We start from the raw sequence: 15,226 nt of genomic DNA on the forward strand, positions 1-15,226 counted from the left end.
TCCTCGATGGTGCGTCAGTCCGACGGGTCGGTCGGCCCGTCATCCGGGCCGCGAGATGGGGTCCGCGGCCGCTTGAGGAAAGACAGAAGCCCGTTCGGCAGCCCCGTCAACCGGATTGGAGCGATCCGAATGCGGTTCCGTTCGTTTCCCCCGGCCTAAGCCCGCGCTTCGAGGTCCCATGCCGCCCCGCCGACCGATGTTTTTTTTGGCACTCAGCAGCCTCGCTCTCGGACTCTGCGAGATGGTGCCTGCGCCAACTTCAGCCGCCGAGGCTCCGGCTGTCCCGGTGCCGCCGCCGCTTCCGCCGGAGCGGCCGAGAGAGCTGAAGCCTGTCCAGCCGGTCGAGCAGAAGCCCGCGCCGACATCCGAAGCCGCGAAGCCCACGCCGCCGGCCCGGCCGGCGGAGCTGACACCGGCCAAGGAGCCGGCCCAGGAGGCCCAAAAACCCGAGATCCCGACGCCGCCCCCGACCCCGCCGGAGCGGCCGCCGGAATTGTCCGGCGAGGCGGCGCTCGCCCTCAAGGTCGCGCCCCCGGACGACACCGCCTGCCGGACCCGCCTCAAGCGCCTCGGCGTCGCGTTCGAGCCGCTGCCGGCCATCGCCGAGGGCCAGTGCACCGCGCCGCTGCCGCTCAAGGTGACCAAGCTCGCCGACGACATCGCGCTGCCGGGCGGCGCGACCCTCACCTGTCAGGTGGCCGAATCCTTCGCGCGCTGGGCGACGGAGGTGCAGGTTGCGGCCGAAAAGACGCTCAAGCATCCGCTCACCGGGCTCGAACTCGGCGGCACCTATGTCTGCCGGGGCCAGAACCACGATGTCGACGCCAAGCTGAGCGAGCACGCCTTTGCGGCGGCGGTCGACGTGATGGGGTTTTCGTTCGCAGGGCGTGCGAGCGTCCCGGTGAAGGCGATGCCGGCGGGATCGGAGGAATCCGAGTTCTTGGCCTCCGTCCGCGGCAAGGCCTGTGGGTTCTTCCGGACGGTGCTGGGCCCCGGCAGCAACGCGGCCCATGCCAACCACTTCCACTTCGACGACCGCGAGCGCAACGCCGGCCATCGCCTGTGCGAGTAGCGCGGCCTTAGCGGCGGAACGTTCAAGCCCGCTCGATACTTGTGCGACCGGAGTGCCCCCGCTCCTGGAGCGTTCGACGTCGATGATGCAGAGATCCACGCGGCCGGTTTGCGCGGCTCTGCTGGCGTTCGGATTGGCGACTTCGGGCGCGCTGGCGCAGCCCGACAAGGCGCCGGCGCTGACATCCGAGGCGATCAACGCCGCCACCTTCAAGGCACCCGAGGCCGACAAGCCGGAGGCGAAGAAGGCCGAGACCAAGAAGTCCGGCAAGAAGGCCCGGAGCGCCAAGAAATCCGACGACAAGCCCGACCCGCTGATCGTGAAGGCGCAGGTCCTGCTCGACCGGGCGCGGTTCTTCCCCGGCGCGATCGACGGGCTGAAGGGCGAGAACTACCAGCGCGCGCTCTCGGCCTTCGCGGTGGCCCAGGGGCTGCCCGCCAGCCAGGACCTGACGCCCGAGCTCTGGGAAAAGCTCCAGGCGACGAGCGACAAGCCGGCCGTGTCCGATTACGCGCTCACCGAGGCCGACGCCTCCGGTCCCTACGTGGAAAAGATCCCGCCCAAGATGGAAGAGCAGGCCGATCTCAAGGAGCTCGGCTACACCAACCCGCGGGAGATGCTGGCCGAGCGGTTCCACATGAGCCGTGACCTCGTCAGCGCGCTCAATCCGGGCAAGCCCCTCGACAAGGCCGGCACGTCGATCATCGTGGCGGCGGTGGACCCGATGGGCACCGACAAGCCCAAGGGCAAGGACCTGCCGCAGGAGCCCAAGGTCGAGCGGATCGAGGTCGACAAGACCAGCCGCGACGTGCGCGCCTTCGGGGCCGACGGCAAGCTGCTCGGCTATTACCCGGCCTCCATCGGCAGCACCGAGAAGCCCGCCCCGAGCGGCGAGACCAAGGTGAAGGGCGTCGCCTTCGATCCGGACTACACCTACAATCCGAAATACGCGTTCAAGGGCGTGAAGACCAAGCAGAAGTTCTCGATCAAGCCGGGGCCGAACAACCCGGTTGGGCTGGTCTGGATCGACCTCGCGATCCCGAGCTACGGCATCCACGGCACGCCCGAGCCCGAGAAGGTCGGCAAGACCGAGTCCCACGGCTGTATTCGGTTGACCAACTGGAACGCCCGCGACCTCGCCGCCCACGTGACCCGCGGCGCCAAGGTGTCTTTCAAGGATGATTGAGCCGGCCCGCGCGTTGTCCCGGCCCGAATGCCGACAAAAATGTATCGCCGGTTAACATCGATGCGGTCATTGCTCCGGGAACGGCAAGGGAACGCTTGACACATCCGGTATTCCGGGCGACGCCACAGGTGGTCTCGCGGACCGCCTGGCGATGCCGCCTCGGCGCTTCCCAGCGCTGCTCTTGCGGCTCGCGAGGCGAACCAATTGCACGGCAAGATCCCCGGTACGGGGGCGATCGAAGGGAAGACGGCCCGGCGTGACTGCTGACCCCAACGATGACGTCCTGAACGGCGTCCGCGTGCTCGTCGTCGAGGACGAAGCCGCCATCTCGATGCTGCTCGAGGACATGCTGCTCGACTTCGGCTGTGAAGTGGTCGGCCCGGCTGCGCGCCTGGCAACCGCCCTCGAAATGGCCTCCCAGGAGACGTTCGAGATCGCGATCCTCGACGTGAACGTCGCCGGGGAGCCGATCTACCCGGTGGCCGAAGCGATCGTGCAGCGCGACCTGCCGCTGGTGTTCTCAACCGGCTACGGCGGCGCCGGCATCCGCGAGCCGTTCCGCGACCGGCCGGTGGTGCAGAAGCCGTTCAGCCAGGCCGATCTCAAGCGCACGCTGATCGGCGCGATCCGCGCCGCCCGGGGCTGACGCTTCGCGTCACAGCCCCTCGATGGTGAAGACGTCCGGCAGATGCGCCGGCCATTCGCCGGGGCCGACGAAGACCGCGTCGGCCCGCAGGGTCATCCCCGCGCACCAGGGATTACGGCCGATCCAGGCCCGCACGGCGCGGGAGAAGCGCCGCCGCTTCGCCGCATCGATCGCCACGCGCGCATCGTCCAGGCTCGACCGCGCCTTCACCTCGACGAACACGATGGTGCGCGGGCGCCGGACGATCAGGTCGATCTCCCCCCCAGCGAAGCTCACCCGCCGCTCCATCGGCCAGTAGCCCTTCAGCAGCAGGGCCGCCATGGCGAGCCATTCGGCCCGGTGTCCGCGCAGATGGGCGGCGCGACGCCGCAAGGCTTGGTCCGGCACGGCTCAACTCAACCCTGGCTGTCCCGGGCCAGCACCAGCGCCCGGGCATAGACGGCGCGGCGCGGCTGTCCGGTCTCGTCCGCGACAAGGCTCGCCGCATCCTTGATCGAGTGCCGCTCCAGAGCGGTGCGGATCAACGCGTCGAGGGCGGCATCCCCCTCGGCCGGGCGGTCCGGCGTCGTGGCCGCGCCGATGATCACGACAATTTCGCCCTTCGGCGCACCTTCCTGCCCGAACCGCTCGCTAAGGGAGCCCAGCGTGTCCCGGCGGATGGTCTCATAAAACTTGGTCAGCTCGCGCGTCACCGCGGCCGGACGGTCGGCGCCGAGCACGGCGGCGGCATCGGCCAGCATCTCGGGCAGGCGGTGGGGCGACTCGAACAGGACCAGCGTGCCCGGCACCTGGATCAGGGCTTCAAGCCGATTGCGCCGCGCCCCGGCCTTCTGCGGCAGGAACCCCTCGAAGAAGAACCGGTCGGTGGGCAGGCCGGCCGCCACCAGGGCGGTCATCACCGCCGACGGCCCCGGCACAGGCGTGATCGCGATCCCGGCCTCGATCGCCGCCTGGACCAGCTTGTAGCCGGGGTCCGACACGAGCGGCGTGCCGGCATCCGAGACCAGGGCCAGGGCCTCGCCGGCCTGGAGCCGCGCCACCATCCTGTCGCGCACGGTCTCGTTCGAATGCTCGTGATAGGCGAGCAGCGGCGTGGTGATGCCGTAATGCGCCAGCAGCGTCCGGGTCACACGGGTATCCTCGGCCAGCACCGCATCGGCAGCCGCCAGGGTCGCGAGCGCCCGGATGGTGATGTCGCGCAGGTTGCCGATCGGCGTCGCCACGATGTGCAGCCCCGGCGAAAGCGGCTCGGTCTCGCTGGCCAGCCCGAAGGCCGTGAAGGTGGTGTTGCGCGGACGGTCCGCACCCGGTTTGTGAGACGTGGGTTTGGTTGAGATCGGGGACCCCGGGTCATCGAATCGGCGTGTCATCGCGGGCGATCTTGCCACACTCCGCACCCCACGTCGCGGCTGCGCGTCGAGACCGGGGGCAAGTCGCCACCGGTGCGTTTACATTTGAAAAACGCCCGGTCAGGTTGTTCGTGCCCGCCCGAAGGAGACTGCGCCATGGCGCGTCCGAAACGTGGGCGGGACCGTCTCGCGCGCGTCGCCGCCCTGACCGCCATCCTCGGCACCCTGTCGCTGACGCTGGGCGGCTGCCTCGGATTCGGCGGTTCGAGCGCGTCCCGGCGCGCGCCTCCGGCCCGGGCCGAGCTGTCGCCGCCCGCGGATGTGCCGCTGAGTGTCACGCCGGCGAATCCGGCCGGTTCCTCACCGCCCCTGACGCCCGCGGCTGCGGGTGGCAACCGCATCGGCTCCGGCTCCGTCAAGGTCGCGCTGGTCCTGCCGCTCACCGGCACGGGCATGGCGGTGGGCAGCGCGATGCGAAACGCCGCCCAGCTCGCCTATGACGAGGGGCAGCAGCCGGACCTGACCATCCTGGTCGAGGACGACCGCGGCAGCCCGGACGGCGCCCGGGACGCGACCCAGGATGCCCTCAAGCAGGGCGCCGACATCGTGCTCGGCCCGGTCTTCGCCGCCAACGTCCAGGCCGCCGCCGTGCCGGCCAAGGCCGCGGGCAAGCCGGTGATCGGGTTCTCGACGGACGCCTCCGTGGCGTCCCGGGGGATCTATCTCCTCAGCTTCCTGCCGCAGCCGGAGGTCGACCGGATCGTCGACGAATCCGTCGCCGACGGAAAGCGCTCCTTCGCGGCCCTGATTCCGGAGACCGCCTACGGCAACGCGGTCGAGGCCGAGTTCCGCGAGGCGGTGGCCCGCAAGGGCGCCCGGGTCGCGGCGGTGGAGCGCTACGCCCCGGGAGCGCCGGGGCCGGCGGTCGAGCGGCTGGCCCGGGTCATCACCGGGTCCGGCGCCACGGCCGACGCGCTGTTCATCCCGGAGACCGCCGAGGCCATGCCGGCGGTGGCCGCTGCCCTGACCAAGGCCGGCTACAACCCAGCCCGCGTCCGGCCGGTCGGCACCGCCCTCTGGAACGAGCCGGCCCTGTTCGCCCTACCCGCGCTCCAGGGCGGACGCTTCGCCTCGCCCGACCGGAACGGCTTCTCCAATTTCAGCGGCCGGTATCAGGCCCGGTTCGGCTCGGTGCCCCCACGGGTCGCCTCGCTCGCCTACGACGCCGTGATGCTGTCGGCGGCGCTGACCCGGCAATATGGGTCCCAGCGCTTCGCTGAGACGACTCTAACCAACGCCTCGGGCTTCGCCGGGACGGACGGCACGTTCCGGTTCCGCCCGGAGGGCCTGAGCGAGCGGTCTCTGGCGGTCTACGAGATCCGCAACAACGCCGCGACCCTGGTCAGCCCGGCCCCGCGCGTTCTGGCGAAGCCGGGGACCTGATCAAGCCGCCAGCTCGGCCACGACGGCGTTGAGCACCGGCGCCCCGCGGGGCGTGGCGGCGATCCGGCCGCCCGGCAGGCGGTGCAGCAGGCCGTCGCCCAACAGCATGCCGATGCGGTTGCCGTTGAGCGGCCGGCCCTTCAGGGCGGCGTAGCGCTCGGGATCGATCCCCTCGGCGAGCCGCAGGCCCATCACCAGGAACTCGTCGGCCTGGTCGGCGGGCGAGAGTGTCTCGGTCTCGACGATGCCGTGGCCCTCGCGCTCGACCCGCGCCAGCCAGGCCTCCGGGCCGCGCTCGGTGACAGTGCAGATCCGGCCCTCCGGCGTGACCAGCCGGCCATGCGCCCCGGGGCCGATGCCGGCATATTCGCCGTAGCGCCAGTAGAGCAGGTTGTGCCGGGATTCGGCGCCCGGCCGCGCGTGGTTGGAGATCTCGTAAGACGGCAGGCCCGCTTGGCCGCAGACCTCCTGGGTCACGTCGTAGAGGACCCGGCCGGTCTCGTCGTCCGGGGTCACCAGCTTGCCGGCGGCGGCGAGGCCGTGGAACGGCGTGCCGGGCTCGATGGTGAGCTGGTAGAGCGACAGGTGCTCGGCGGCCCGCGCCAGCGCTTCCGTCAGTTCGGCCCGCCACAGATCAGGCGTCTGGTCGGGCCGGGCATAGATGAGGTCGAACGAGGTCCGCGCGAACACGGCCTGCGCGATGCCGATCGCCGCGAACGCCTCCTCGGCATTGTGCAGCCGGCCGAGCTTTTTCAGGGAGGCGTCGTCGAAGGCCTGCACGCCCAGCGAGACCCGGTTGACCCCGGCTGTCCGGTAGCCGCGGAAGCGGCCGGCTTCGACGCTTGACGGGTTCGCCTCCAGGGTAATCTCGACATCGGGCGCTATGGCCCAGTGCCCCGCCACCGCATCGAGGAGCCCCGCCACCGTCGCGGGCTCCATCAGCGAGGGCGTGCCGCCGCCGAGAAAGATGCTGGTGACGGTCCGGCCGGGGGTACGGGCGGCATTGTGCGCGATCTCCGCCCGGAAGGCGTCGAGGAAGCGCGGCTGGTCCACGCCAGCGTGCCGGACGTGGCTGTTGAAGTCGCAATACGGGCACTTCGCGGCGCAGAAGGGCCAGTGCAGGTAGATCCCGAAGCCCGCGTCGCGGGTCGGATGGTCCGGGCCGGTCGAAGTCATGATCGACGGGATGTGAGCGTGCCGGCCCGGTTTGGCAATCAGGAAGCCGGCGCCAGGCAGGCGCGGCTCAGCAGCACGAAGGCCCGGGCCCGGTGCGACAGCCCCTCGCCCTTCTGCCAATCGACCCCGTGCTTCTCCTCGGCGCTCATCTCCCCGAAAGTCCGGGCATAACCGTCCGGCTGGAAGATCGGATCGTAGCCGAAGCCGGCCTCGCCCCGCGGCGGAACGAGGGTGCCGAACACGCGGCCCTCGAACAGCTCGGTATGGCCGTCCGGCCAGGCGAGCACGAGGGCGGAGACGAAATGCGCCTTCCGGTTGCTCGCATCGCGCTGGTCCAGCTCGGAAAAAATCCGCGCCATGGCGCCGGAAAAGTCCTTGGTCGGGCCGGCCCAGCGGGCGGAGAAGATGCCGGGCGCGCCGTCGAGGGCATCGACGCACAGGCCGGAATCGTCCGCGAAGGCCGGCAGCCCGGTCGCCCGGGCAGCGGCGTGGGCCTTGATGGCGGCGTTCTCGGAGAACATCGTCCCGGTCTCGTCGGGCTCGGGCAGCTTGAGGTCGCCAGCCGAGACCGCCTCGATCCCGAACGGGGCCAGGAGCTCGCGCATCTCCGAGAGCTTGCCCGCATTGTGGGTGGCGATGACCACCTTGCCGGTGAGAGGGCGGCTCACGCGATCGCCTCCTTCTGGAGCGCCACCAGCCGGTCGGTGCCGGCGCGGGCGAGACGCAACAATTCGAGGAGCTGCGCTTCAGAGAACGGCTCCATCTCGGCGGTGCCCTGCACCTCGACGATGCCGCCCCTGCCGGTCAGCACGAAGTTGGCGTCGGTCTCGGCCGCCGAATCCTCGGCATAATCGAGGTCGAGCACGGGCGTGTTCTTGTACAGGCCGCAGGACACGGCGGCGACGTGGTCGCGCAGCGGGTCCACCGAGATGATCGAGCGGGTGCGCATCCAGGCGAAGCAATCGTAGAGCGCCACCCAGGCGCCGGTGATCGCGGCGGTACGGGTGCCGCCATCGGCCTGGATCACGTCGCAATCGACCGTGATCTGGCGCTCGCCCATGGCCGGCAGGTTCGTCACCGCCCGGAGCGAGCGGCCGATGAGGCGCTGGATCTCCTGGGTCCGGCCAGAGGGCTTGCCCGAATTGATCTCGCGCCGGGTCCGGTCGTGCGTCGCGCGCGGCAACATGGCATACTCGGCCGTGATCCAGCCCTTGCCGGAACCGCGCAGCCAGGGTGGCCCGCGCTCCTCGAGGGAGGCGGTGCAGAGCACGCGGGTGTTGCCGAAGCTGACCAGGCACGAGCCCTCGGCGTAGCGCGAGACCGCGCGCTCCAGGGTCACGGGCCGCAGCTCGTCGGCGGCGCGCTTCGAAGGCCTCATGGCGGGCCCTTTCTGGTGAGAGAGTGAGGGCCGGGCTCTTAGGCCGCTGGGCCGGCGCGGGCAAGCATCGCCGTACGGATTGATCCCCGGACACCGGGCGGACATGATCGGACGACAGGATGACCGCGTGACCGACCTGAACCTCAACATTCCGCAAGGCCCATCGATGCAGGCGCTCGCCGCCCTCAACGAGCGCGCCCGCGAGATCTTCCGGCAGATCGTCGAGAGCTATCTCACGACCGGCGAGCCGGTGGGATCGCGCAACCTGGCGCGCATCCTCCCGATGACGCTATCGCCGGCCTCGATCCGCAACGTCATGGCGGATCTGGAGCATTCCGGCCTGATCTTCGCGCCACACACCTCGGCCGGCCGCCTGCCGACCGAGTTGGGCCTGCGCTTCTTCGTCGACGCGATGCTCGAACTCGGCGATGTCGGCCAGGAGGAGCAGGCGCGGATCGAGGCGGAGATGCGCGCCGCCGCCTCCGGCCACACCTTCGATTCGGCCTTGGCCGCTGCCTCGACCATGCTGTCGGGCATCTCGCGCGGGGCCGGCGTGGTGCTGACCACCAAGGCCAACGTCCACCTGAAGCACATCGAATTCGTGCGCCTCGATCCGGCCCGGGCCCTGGTGGTGCTGGTCTCTGACGACGGCTCGGTGGAGAACCGGTTGGTGGACCTGCCCCCCGGCCTGCCCGCCGGCGCGCTCCAAGAGGCCACGAACTTCCTCAACGCCCGGCTGCAGGGCCGCACCCTCGGGACCCTGCGGGCCGAGATCGAGGCCGGCCGCACCGCCATGAAGCGGGAGCTCGACGCACTGACCGAGCGCCTGGTCGATGCCGGACTGGCGACACCGGTGGGTCCGAGCGAGGCCCGTCAGCTGATCGTGCGCGGCCAAGCGAACCTGCTCGACGACCTGCGCGCCGTCGAGGATCTCGAGCGCATCCGCCTGCTCTTCAACGACTTGGAGACCCAGAAGGACGTCATCGACCTCCTGGCCCGAGCCGAGGGTGGCGAGGGCGTGCGGATCTTCATCGGCTCGGAGAACAAGCTGTTCTCGCTGTCGGGCTCGTCGCTGATCGCCGCGCCGTTCCGGGACGGCTCGCAGAAGATCGTCGGCGTCGTCGGGGTGATCGGACCGACGCGGCTGAACTACGCCCGCATCGTGCCGATGGTCGACTACACCGCCCGGGTGGTCTCGAAGCTGCTCGACGGCGGGCGGTGATGATCCTGGCTTAGAGCGCTCGCCGCCGAAGTGGATACCGGTTCGGCGTCAGCGAGCGCGTCCAATCGAGGACTTGGAGCCGTTCCCCATTGCAACGCGATCGGGAACGGCTCTAGGCGGCGCGCACGGTGTACAGGAACCCGGCGACCTCCTGGGTGAGTTGCGCCGATTGCCGCGACAGTTCGGAGGCCGCGGCCAGGACTTGCTGGGCCGCCGCGCCTGTCTGCTCGGCGGCGCCGGCGACGCCGGTGATGTTAGTGGTCACTTCGTCCGTGCCGCCAGCCGCCTGGCCGACATTGCGGACGATCTCCTGGGTCGCCGCGCCCTGCTCCTCGACGGCCGCGGCCACCGCGCCAGTCACCTGGTTGAGGTCGCGAATGCGGGTCACGATCCCGCCGATCGCCTGCGCGGCGTGATCGGTCGAGCCCTGGATCCGGCCGATCAGGCCGGTGATCTCTTCCGTCGCCCTGGCCGTCTGCGCGGCCAATTCCTTCACCTCGGATGCCACCACGGCAAATCCCCTCCCCGCCTCTCCGGCGCGGGCGGCCTCGATCGTCGCGTTCAGGGCCAGAAGATTGGTCTGCGCCGCGATGCTGGAGATCAGCCCGACGGCGTCGCCGATCTTGGACACCGCCTGGGCCAAGTCCTGCACCAGCTGACCGGTCTGGTCCGCTTCGCCGACCGCCGCTTGCGCCAAGCTCGCCGAGCCCTCGACCTGCCCGGCGATTTCTTGGACGCTGCTACCGAGTTGCTGGGCCGCCGCCGCGACGGTGCGGACATTGGTAGCCGCTTCTTCGGCCGCTGCCGCGACGCTGGTGGATTGGGCCGCCGCCTGGGTCGCGCTCGCCGTCAGGGTCTGCGCCGTGGCCTCCAGCTCGGTGGCGGAGGACGAGACCATGCCGACGATGCTGCCCACCGCCCGTTCGAAGCTGTCGGCGAGCGCGATCATCGCGCGCTTGCGCTCGGCCGCGGCGGCCTCGTCGGCGAGGCGCTTCGCTTCGGCGTCGTCACGCGCCTTCCGGGCGACCAGCGCCTTGATGCTCTCGACCGCGCGGCCGACCATTCCGATCTCGTCGCTGCGCCTGGCTTCGGCGATCTCGGCATCGATTTCACCCTGGCTCATGCGCCGCAGCGCTTCGACGAGGCGGTTCAGCGGACGCGACACGGTGATCGTCATGAGCCGGCCGACCACGAAGCCGAGCACCAGCAGCGCGATCAGCGTGGCCGCCGCCAGCAGGAGGGCCAGACGCTCGACCGGCGCGAAGGCCGCGGTCTTGTCGAGCGAGAGGGCGACATACCAATCGACAGAGGCCGGCAGGTTGGGGACCCGGGCGAAGACCGTGAGCGTTGCCCGGTCGCCCTCCCGGGTCTCGGACACCTGCTCGCCGATCGTCGGCAGCGGCCCGGAGAGCAGTTCCGACAGCGGCTTGCCGATCAACTCGGTGCACGGATGGATCAGCAACTTGCCGGAACCGGACACCAGATAGGCGTAGCCGTTCCCGCCGGTGGCCACGGCGCCGATCATCCGGGCAAGGACATCGGAGTCGAAATCGCTGCCGACCACACCGAGGAACGTCCCCGTCTCGTCCACCACCGGAGCGGCACCGGTGATCGTGAGCTTCCCGTTGCTCGAGCCGATATACGGCTCCGTCAGGAACGGGCCTTTGGCGGCCTCCACGCCCTTATACCAGGGGCGCTGGCGCGGATCGTAGCCTGCTTTGACCTCGCCCTTCGGCATCCGCGTATAGAACCCGTCGGTGCGGCCGAAGAAATTCATCAGAAAGGCCTCCAGCGCGATGGGTGCGCCGAGGACGCGACTCGCCTCGGCGCCCGGCCCCACGGTGACGACCTCCTGCGCCATGAGCTGCGTCAGATCGAGTTTGCCCCGCAGCCAATTGCCGACGCTCTGCGCCGCCGAGGCGCTCAGGTTCGTCATGGTGAGCGCCACGTTGCCCCGCAGAGCACCCGCCTGGACGACGTAGATGTAGGTCGAGGAAGCAACGAAGACCGCACAGACGATCCCGAGGATCAGGAGCGTCGCGCGACCGGCCAGGCCGAGGCGCGGATGCGGGAGGGTCGCAGGCTCGGACGCGTTGCCGCCAAGATCAGACACGCGGTTTTCCTCGAATCGGGAGACGACGAACGACTCGCCATCGAGGGTGGCGCTTTCGACGCCATCCGTCCAGCAATCAGGGCGAGATCCCCTGCAGATCTGCGCTTAAAAAATCCGAGACGAAAACTTTTTCCGCTTCACGCTGAGTATCAGACGCCATGCTCAGCTGCCTGAGTACGATTAATGCTCGATTGACCCGGAACAAATACTCCGCAACGGATCGTTTCATTTCAGATGCATTGAAGTAGAAAGAGATTTTTCTTCAAGGCCCCACTCCGGAAAGGGATGAGGCCGGCGGCCGTCCCTCGGGCAATGGCCGCCGGCTCCAATAGGGACCTGCCGGGCCAGAGCCGGCATCCCGACAGGTGGAGGGTCTATTCAGGCGGCTCGCACCGTGTGCAGGAAGCGGGCGACCTCCTCGGTGAGCTGGGCCGATTGCCGCGAGAGTTCGGAGGCCGCGTCCAGGACCTGATGGGCCGCATGCCCGGTCTGCTCGGCCGCGTCGGCGACGCCGGTGATGTTGGTGGTGACCTCCTCCGTGCCCGCGGCCGCTTGGCCGACGTTGCGGACGATCTCCTGGGTGGCCGCGCCCTGCTCCTCGACAGCCGCCGCCACCGCACCGGTCACCTGGTTGAGGTCGCGGATGCGGGTCACGATCCCACCGATTGCCTCGGCAGCGTGATCGGTCGAGCCCTGGATCCGGCCGATCAGGCCGGTGATCTCTTCCGTCGCTTTGGCGGTCTGCGCGGCCAGTTCCTTCACTTCGGAGGCGACGACGGCAAAGCCGCGGCCCGCGTCTCCGGCGCGCGCTGCCTCAATCGTAGCGTTCAAGGCCAGCAGGTTGGTCTGCGAGGCGATGCTGGAGATCAACCCGACCGCCTCGCCGATCTTGGACACGGCCTGCGCCAGGTCCTGCACCAGCTGTCCGGTCTGGTCCGCCTCGCCGACCGCGGCTTGGGCGAGGCTTGCTGAACCACCGACCTGCCCGGCGATCTCCTGCACGCTGGAGCCGAGCTGCTCGGCGGCGGCCGCGACGGTGCGGACGTTGGTGGCCGCTTCTTCCGCCGCCGCGGCGACGCTCGTCGATTGGGCCGCCGCTTGTGTCGCGGTGGCGGTCAGGGTCTGGGCGGTGACCTGGAGTTCGGTCGCGGAGGACGAGACCATGCCGACGATCGCACCCACCGCCTGTTCGAAGCCGTCGGCGAGCGCGATCATCGTGCGCTTGCGCTCGGCCGCACCGGCTTCATCGGCCAAGCGCCGTTCCTCGGCCTCGTCGCGGGCCTTCCGGGCGACCAGCGCCTTGATGTCGTCGACGGCGCGGCCGACCATGCCGATCTCGTCGCTGCGCCGGGCCTCCGCGATGTCGGTATCGAGAGCGCCCTGGCTCATCCGCTGCAGAACTCCGACCAGGCGGTTCAACGGGCGCGAGACGGTGAGCGTCATCAGCCGGCCGATCACGATCGCGAGGACAAGCAGCACGAGAAGGGTTGTCACCGCGAGGTCCCGCGCCAGGGCCGTCGTCGGGGCCAGCGCCGTGGCGCTGTCGACCGAGAGGGCCACGTACCAGTCGAGCGACCGCGGCAGGTTCGGGACGCGGGCGAACACTGTGAAGGTCGCCCGGTCGCCCTCGCGGGTCTCGGCCAGGGGACCGCCGATCTTCGGGAGTGGCCCGGACAGCAGGTCCGACAGCGGCTTGCCGATCAGCTCCGCCCGCGGATGGACCAGCACGGTTCCGGAGCCCGACACCAGGTAGGCGTAGCTTGTGTCACCGGTTGCGACCTCCGCGATCATCCGGGTCAGGGCGGCGCTGTCGAAATCGGCGCCGATCACGCCGAGGATCGCCCGGTTCTCACCGAAGATCGGTCCCGTGGCCGTGATGGTGACGACATCCGTTCCGGCCGAGGTGTAGGGCTCGGTCAGCACGGCTTGCCCCGCCGCCAGCGCATCCTTGTACCAGGGACGCTCACGCGGATCGAAGCCTGCGGGCAGCTCCGTCTTGGGCATCTCCGTGAAGAATCCGTCCGGACGACCGAGATAGGTGCTGAAGAAGACTTCGCGCGCCAACGGCAAACCGAGCACGTCATCCGCCTTGGGCCCGACGCCGGCGACCGCGATCTGCTGGGCGATGAGCTGAGTCAAGTCGAGCTTGCCGCGCAGCCAGTTGCCGACACTGCGCGCCGACGCAGCACTCAGGTTCGACATGGTGGCGTTGAGATTGGCCCGTAGGGCGGCGGATTGCGTGGCGTAAAGGTAGGCGGAACTCGCCGCGAAGGCGGTGCACACCACAGCGAGGATCAGGAGCACGGCACGACCGGATACGCCGAGGCGCGGGCGCGGGAGGCTGGCAAGTCTGGCCGCGTTGAAATCGGGTTTCGACATGCTTCATCCCTCGTCTGCCTATGAACGATCGGCCATCCCGCAGGCCCCGCGCGCCAAGTCTCGCAATGAACGTCATCGCTCGTCATGGGAGCGCAAGTCCCAGGCACTGGACGCTGGATCGTCCAACCAATCGTCACAGCGCTCGATGCAGACGCATCAGCTGTGCCGTTCGTTCTTTTAATCTCCTGGATCTTTCACGTTCCTTTCAATAGGCCATCTCACATCGGTCGGGCCGTCGGGTCTTTCTTCGCAGATCTCGCAAAAATGCCCGATCGCCAGGCGCTCGACAACCTGACGATCGGGCTTTTGGTGTGTTCTACGCTTGGGTGCGCGGCCGGATGTCCGACGGATGCCTTAGGCCGGGATCACGTCCACGATCTCGTAGGTGTCGGGATCGACGATGACGATGTCGTCGCGCACGAGGATGAAGTCGTAGCCCTCGTATTCCGGCACGATCTCGACGATCGACGGCGGCAGCCGGTGCAGGCTGACGGAGCGCGGGATGGCCGTACCGACCGCGAGCCCAAACGCCACGTCCCGGAGCGGCGAGACGCCGAGACGGGTGATCGAGCCGCGGAACTCGGTGCGCTGGCGGGTATCGAGCCGGTTCACCGCACCGCGGGCCGAACCGCCGCCGCGCGCACCCCGGGCACCGTCGCGGCCGCCGCGATCACCGCGCTCGCCCACGCCACCCCGGTCGCCGCGCTGGCCCGGGCCGGTCTCGTCGCGACCGCCGCGCTGCTCGGCCGGGCCGCCCTCGCGTCCGCCGCGCTCGGCAGCTCCGGGATTGCCGCCCGGCCCGTTCCGGTCCGCGGCGCCGTTGCGCTCGCCGGCCGGCCCACCGGCGGGACCCTGCCGGCCGGGACCTTCGGCACCGCGTCCGGCCGGACCGCCGGGCTCCGCACCGCGCGCGCCGCCCTCGGCGCCCGCGCCGCCGCGCATGCCGCCGCCACCGGCGCCACCCGGACCTCCGCCGCCCGGTCCTGCGCCGCCACCCGCTGCCGGACCGGCACCGCCGCCCGCGCCGGCACCGCCGGCGGCCGGACCGCCGCCTCCGCCCGGGCCGCCCTGCGCGAAGGCCGTCGCCGCGCCGGCGATGAGGATGGCGGCCGCCACCGTGTCCCTGAAGATCCGCGTCATGGCATTTCGTCCCGTTGTGGTTGAGGCGCCCACGGCACCCATGCCGGGCCGCAACGGGGTCCCGCGCGAAACCGTTCCGTCCCGCCCTGCCATAGGGGCCGATGAGAAGTGACACAGGCAGC

Annotated in this window: 13 protein-coding genes; 5 read left to right on the plus strand and 8 right to left on the minus strand. The window is 70.0% G+C overall.

Annotated elements, in window-relative coordinates:
* Positions 1–178: 178 nt before the first annotated feature.
* The 3 genes from BM228_RS09660 (at position 179) to BM228_RS09670 (ending at position 2,904) form a co-directional block, all read left to right on the plus strand.
* Positions 179–1,072, plus strand: a complete 894-nt coding sequence (locus tag BM228_RS09660; protein ID WP_092039379.1) for an extensin family protein — start codon at positions 179–181, stop codon at positions 1,070–1,072.
* 85 nt (positions 1,073–1,157) lie between these two features.
* Positions 1,158–2,258 carry a L,D-transpeptidase family protein gene (locus tag BM228_RS09665; protein ID WP_092039501.1) on the plus strand — a complete coding sequence of 367 codons (1,101 nt, stop codon included), beginning with the start codon at positions 1,158–1,160 and terminating at the stop codon, positions 2,256–2,258.
* Positions 2,259–2,514: 256 nt separating this feature from the next.
* Entirely contained in the window at positions 2,515–2,904 is a 390-nt protein-coding gene (locus BM228_RS09670; RefSeq protein ID WP_092039381.1) for a response regulator, read from the plus strand.
* Positions 2,905–2,913: 9 nt separating this feature from the next.
* On the opposite strand, the gene BM228_RS09675 is transcribed toward BM228_RS09670, so the two are convergent.
* The gene (locus tag BM228_RS09675; RefSeq protein ID WP_092039383.1) at positions 2,914–3,291 is read right to left on the minus strand and encodes a YraN family protein; all 378 of its coding nucleotides are present in this window, start codon (positions 3,289–3,291) and stop codon (positions 2,914–2,916) included.
* Positions 3,292–3,299: 8 nt separating this feature from the next.
* Complete coding sequence (gene rsmI / locus BM228_RS09680) at positions 3,300–4,274, minus strand: 16S rRNA (cytidine(1402)-2'-O)-methyltransferase (RefSeq protein WP_244537079.1); 975 nt, start codon at positions 4,272–4,274, stop codon at positions 3,300–3,302.
* A gap of 135 nt (positions 4,275–4,409) precedes the next feature.
* On the opposite strand from rsmI, the gene BM228_RS09685 reads away from it, so the two are divergent.
* On the plus strand, positions 4,410–5,696 hold the full coding sequence (locus BM228_RS09685; protein WP_208612009.1) for a penicillin-binding protein activator: 1,287 nt from the start codon (positions 4,410–4,412) through the stop codon (positions 5,694–5,696).
* Here the strand turns inward: BM228_RS09685 and hemW are convergent, their stop codons facing one another.
* Genes hemW through rph form a run of 3 tightly spaced genes read right to left on the minus strand, consistent with a single transcriptional unit; the run spans position 5,697 to position 8,250 of the window.
* Complete coding sequence (gene hemW / locus BM228_RS09690; RefSeq protein WP_208612010.1) at positions 5,697–6,872, minus strand: radical SAM family heme chaperone HemW; 1,176 nt, start codon at positions 6,870–6,872, stop codon at positions 5,697–5,699.
* 38 nt (positions 6,873–6,910) lie between these two features.
* Positions 6,911–7,540 (minus strand): RdgB/HAM1 family non-canonical purine NTP pyrophosphatase, encoded by a 630-nt coding sequence (gene rdgB, locus BM228_RS09695; protein ID WP_092039385.1) that lies wholly within the window; start codon positions 7,538–7,540, stop codon positions 6,911–6,913.
* Entirely contained in the window at positions 7,537–8,250 is a 714-nt protein-coding gene (gene rph, locus BM228_RS09700; protein ID WP_092039387.1) for a ribonuclease PH, read from the minus strand. The genes rdgB and rph overlap by 4 nt, the downstream gene beginning before the upstream one ends.
* 166 nt (positions 8,251–8,416) lie before the next feature.
* Here rph and hrcA point away from each other — a divergent pair, with 166 nt between their 5' ends.
* Positions 8,417–9,472 carry a heat-inducible transcriptional repressor HrcA gene (gene hrcA, locus BM228_RS09705; RefSeq protein ID WP_092039509.1) on the plus strand — a complete coding sequence of 352 codons (1,056 nt, stop codon included), beginning with the start codon at positions 8,417–8,419 and terminating at the stop codon, positions 9,470–9,472.
* A 112-nt stretch (positions 9,473–9,584) separates the two neighbouring features.
* Here hrcA and BM228_RS09710 read toward each other — a convergent pair whose 3' ends face one another.
* The 3 genes from BM228_RS09710 to BM228_RS09720 all read right to left on the minus strand — a co-directional run bounded on the left by BM228_RS09710 (position 9,585) and on the right by BM228_RS09720 (position 15,104).
* On the minus strand, positions 9,585–11,585 hold the full coding sequence (locus BM228_RS09710) for a methyl-accepting chemotaxis protein (protein ID WP_244537080.1): 2,001 nt from the start codon (positions 11,583–11,585) through the stop codon (positions 9,585–9,587).
* A gap of 378 nt (positions 11,586–11,963) precedes the next feature.
* On the minus strand, positions 11,964–13,964 hold the full coding sequence (locus BM228_RS09715; RefSeq protein ID WP_092039388.1) for a methyl-accepting chemotaxis protein: 2,001 nt from the start codon (positions 13,962–13,964) through the stop codon (positions 11,964–11,966).
* Between the two features lie 354 nt (positions 13,965–14,318).
* Positions 14,319–15,104, minus strand: coding sequence for a DUF1236 domain-containing protein (locus tag BM228_RS09720; protein WP_092039390.1), 786 nt, complete (start codon positions 15,102–15,104; stop codon positions 14,319–14,321).
* Positions 15,105–15,226: the final 122 nt, after the last annotated feature.

The sequence above is a fragment of the Methylobacterium pseudosasicola genome (assembly GCF_900114535.1).
Taxonomy (GTDB): domain Bacteria; phylum Pseudomonadota; class Alphaproteobacteria; order Rhizobiales; family Beijerinckiaceae; genus Methylobacterium; species Methylobacterium pseudosasicola.

Bases quoted from the DNA above. Each gene is read 5' to 3' on its own strand.
- BM228_RS09660 (WP_092039379.1), top strand. From the start codon at position 179: ATGCCGCCCCGCCGACCGATGTTTTTTTTGGCACTCAGCAGCCTCGCT.
- BM228_RS09665 (WP_092039501.1), top strand. From the start codon at position 1,158: ATGCAGAGATCCACGCGGCCGGTTTGCGCGGCTCTGCTGGCGTTCGGA.
- rsmI (WP_244537079.1), bottom strand. From the start codon at position 4,274: ATGACACGCCGATTCGATGACCCGGGGTCCCCGATCTCAACCAAACCC.
- BM228_RS09685 (WP_208612009.1), top strand. From the start codon at position 4,410: ATGGCGCGTCCGAAACGTGGGCGGGACCGTCTCGCGCGCGTCGCCGCC.
- hemW (WP_208612010.1), bottom strand. From the start codon at position 6,872: ATGACTTCGACCGGCCCGGACCATCCGACCCGCGACGCGGGCTTCGGG.
- rph (WP_092039387.1), bottom strand. From the start codon at position 8,250: ATGAGGCCTTCGAAGCGCGCCGCCGACGAGCTGCGGCCCGTGACCCTG.
- hrcA (WP_092039509.1), top strand. From the start codon at position 8,417: ATGCAGGCGCTCGCCGCCCTCAACGAGCGCGCCCGCGAGATCTTCCGG.
- BM228_RS09715 (WP_092039388.1), bottom strand. From the start codon at position 13,964: ATGTCGAAACCCGATTTCAACGCGGCCAGACTTGCCAGCCTCCCGCGC.
- BM228_RS09720 (WP_092039390.1), bottom strand. From the start codon at position 15,104: ATGACGCGGATCTTCAGGGACACGGTGGCGGCCGCCATCCTCATCGCC.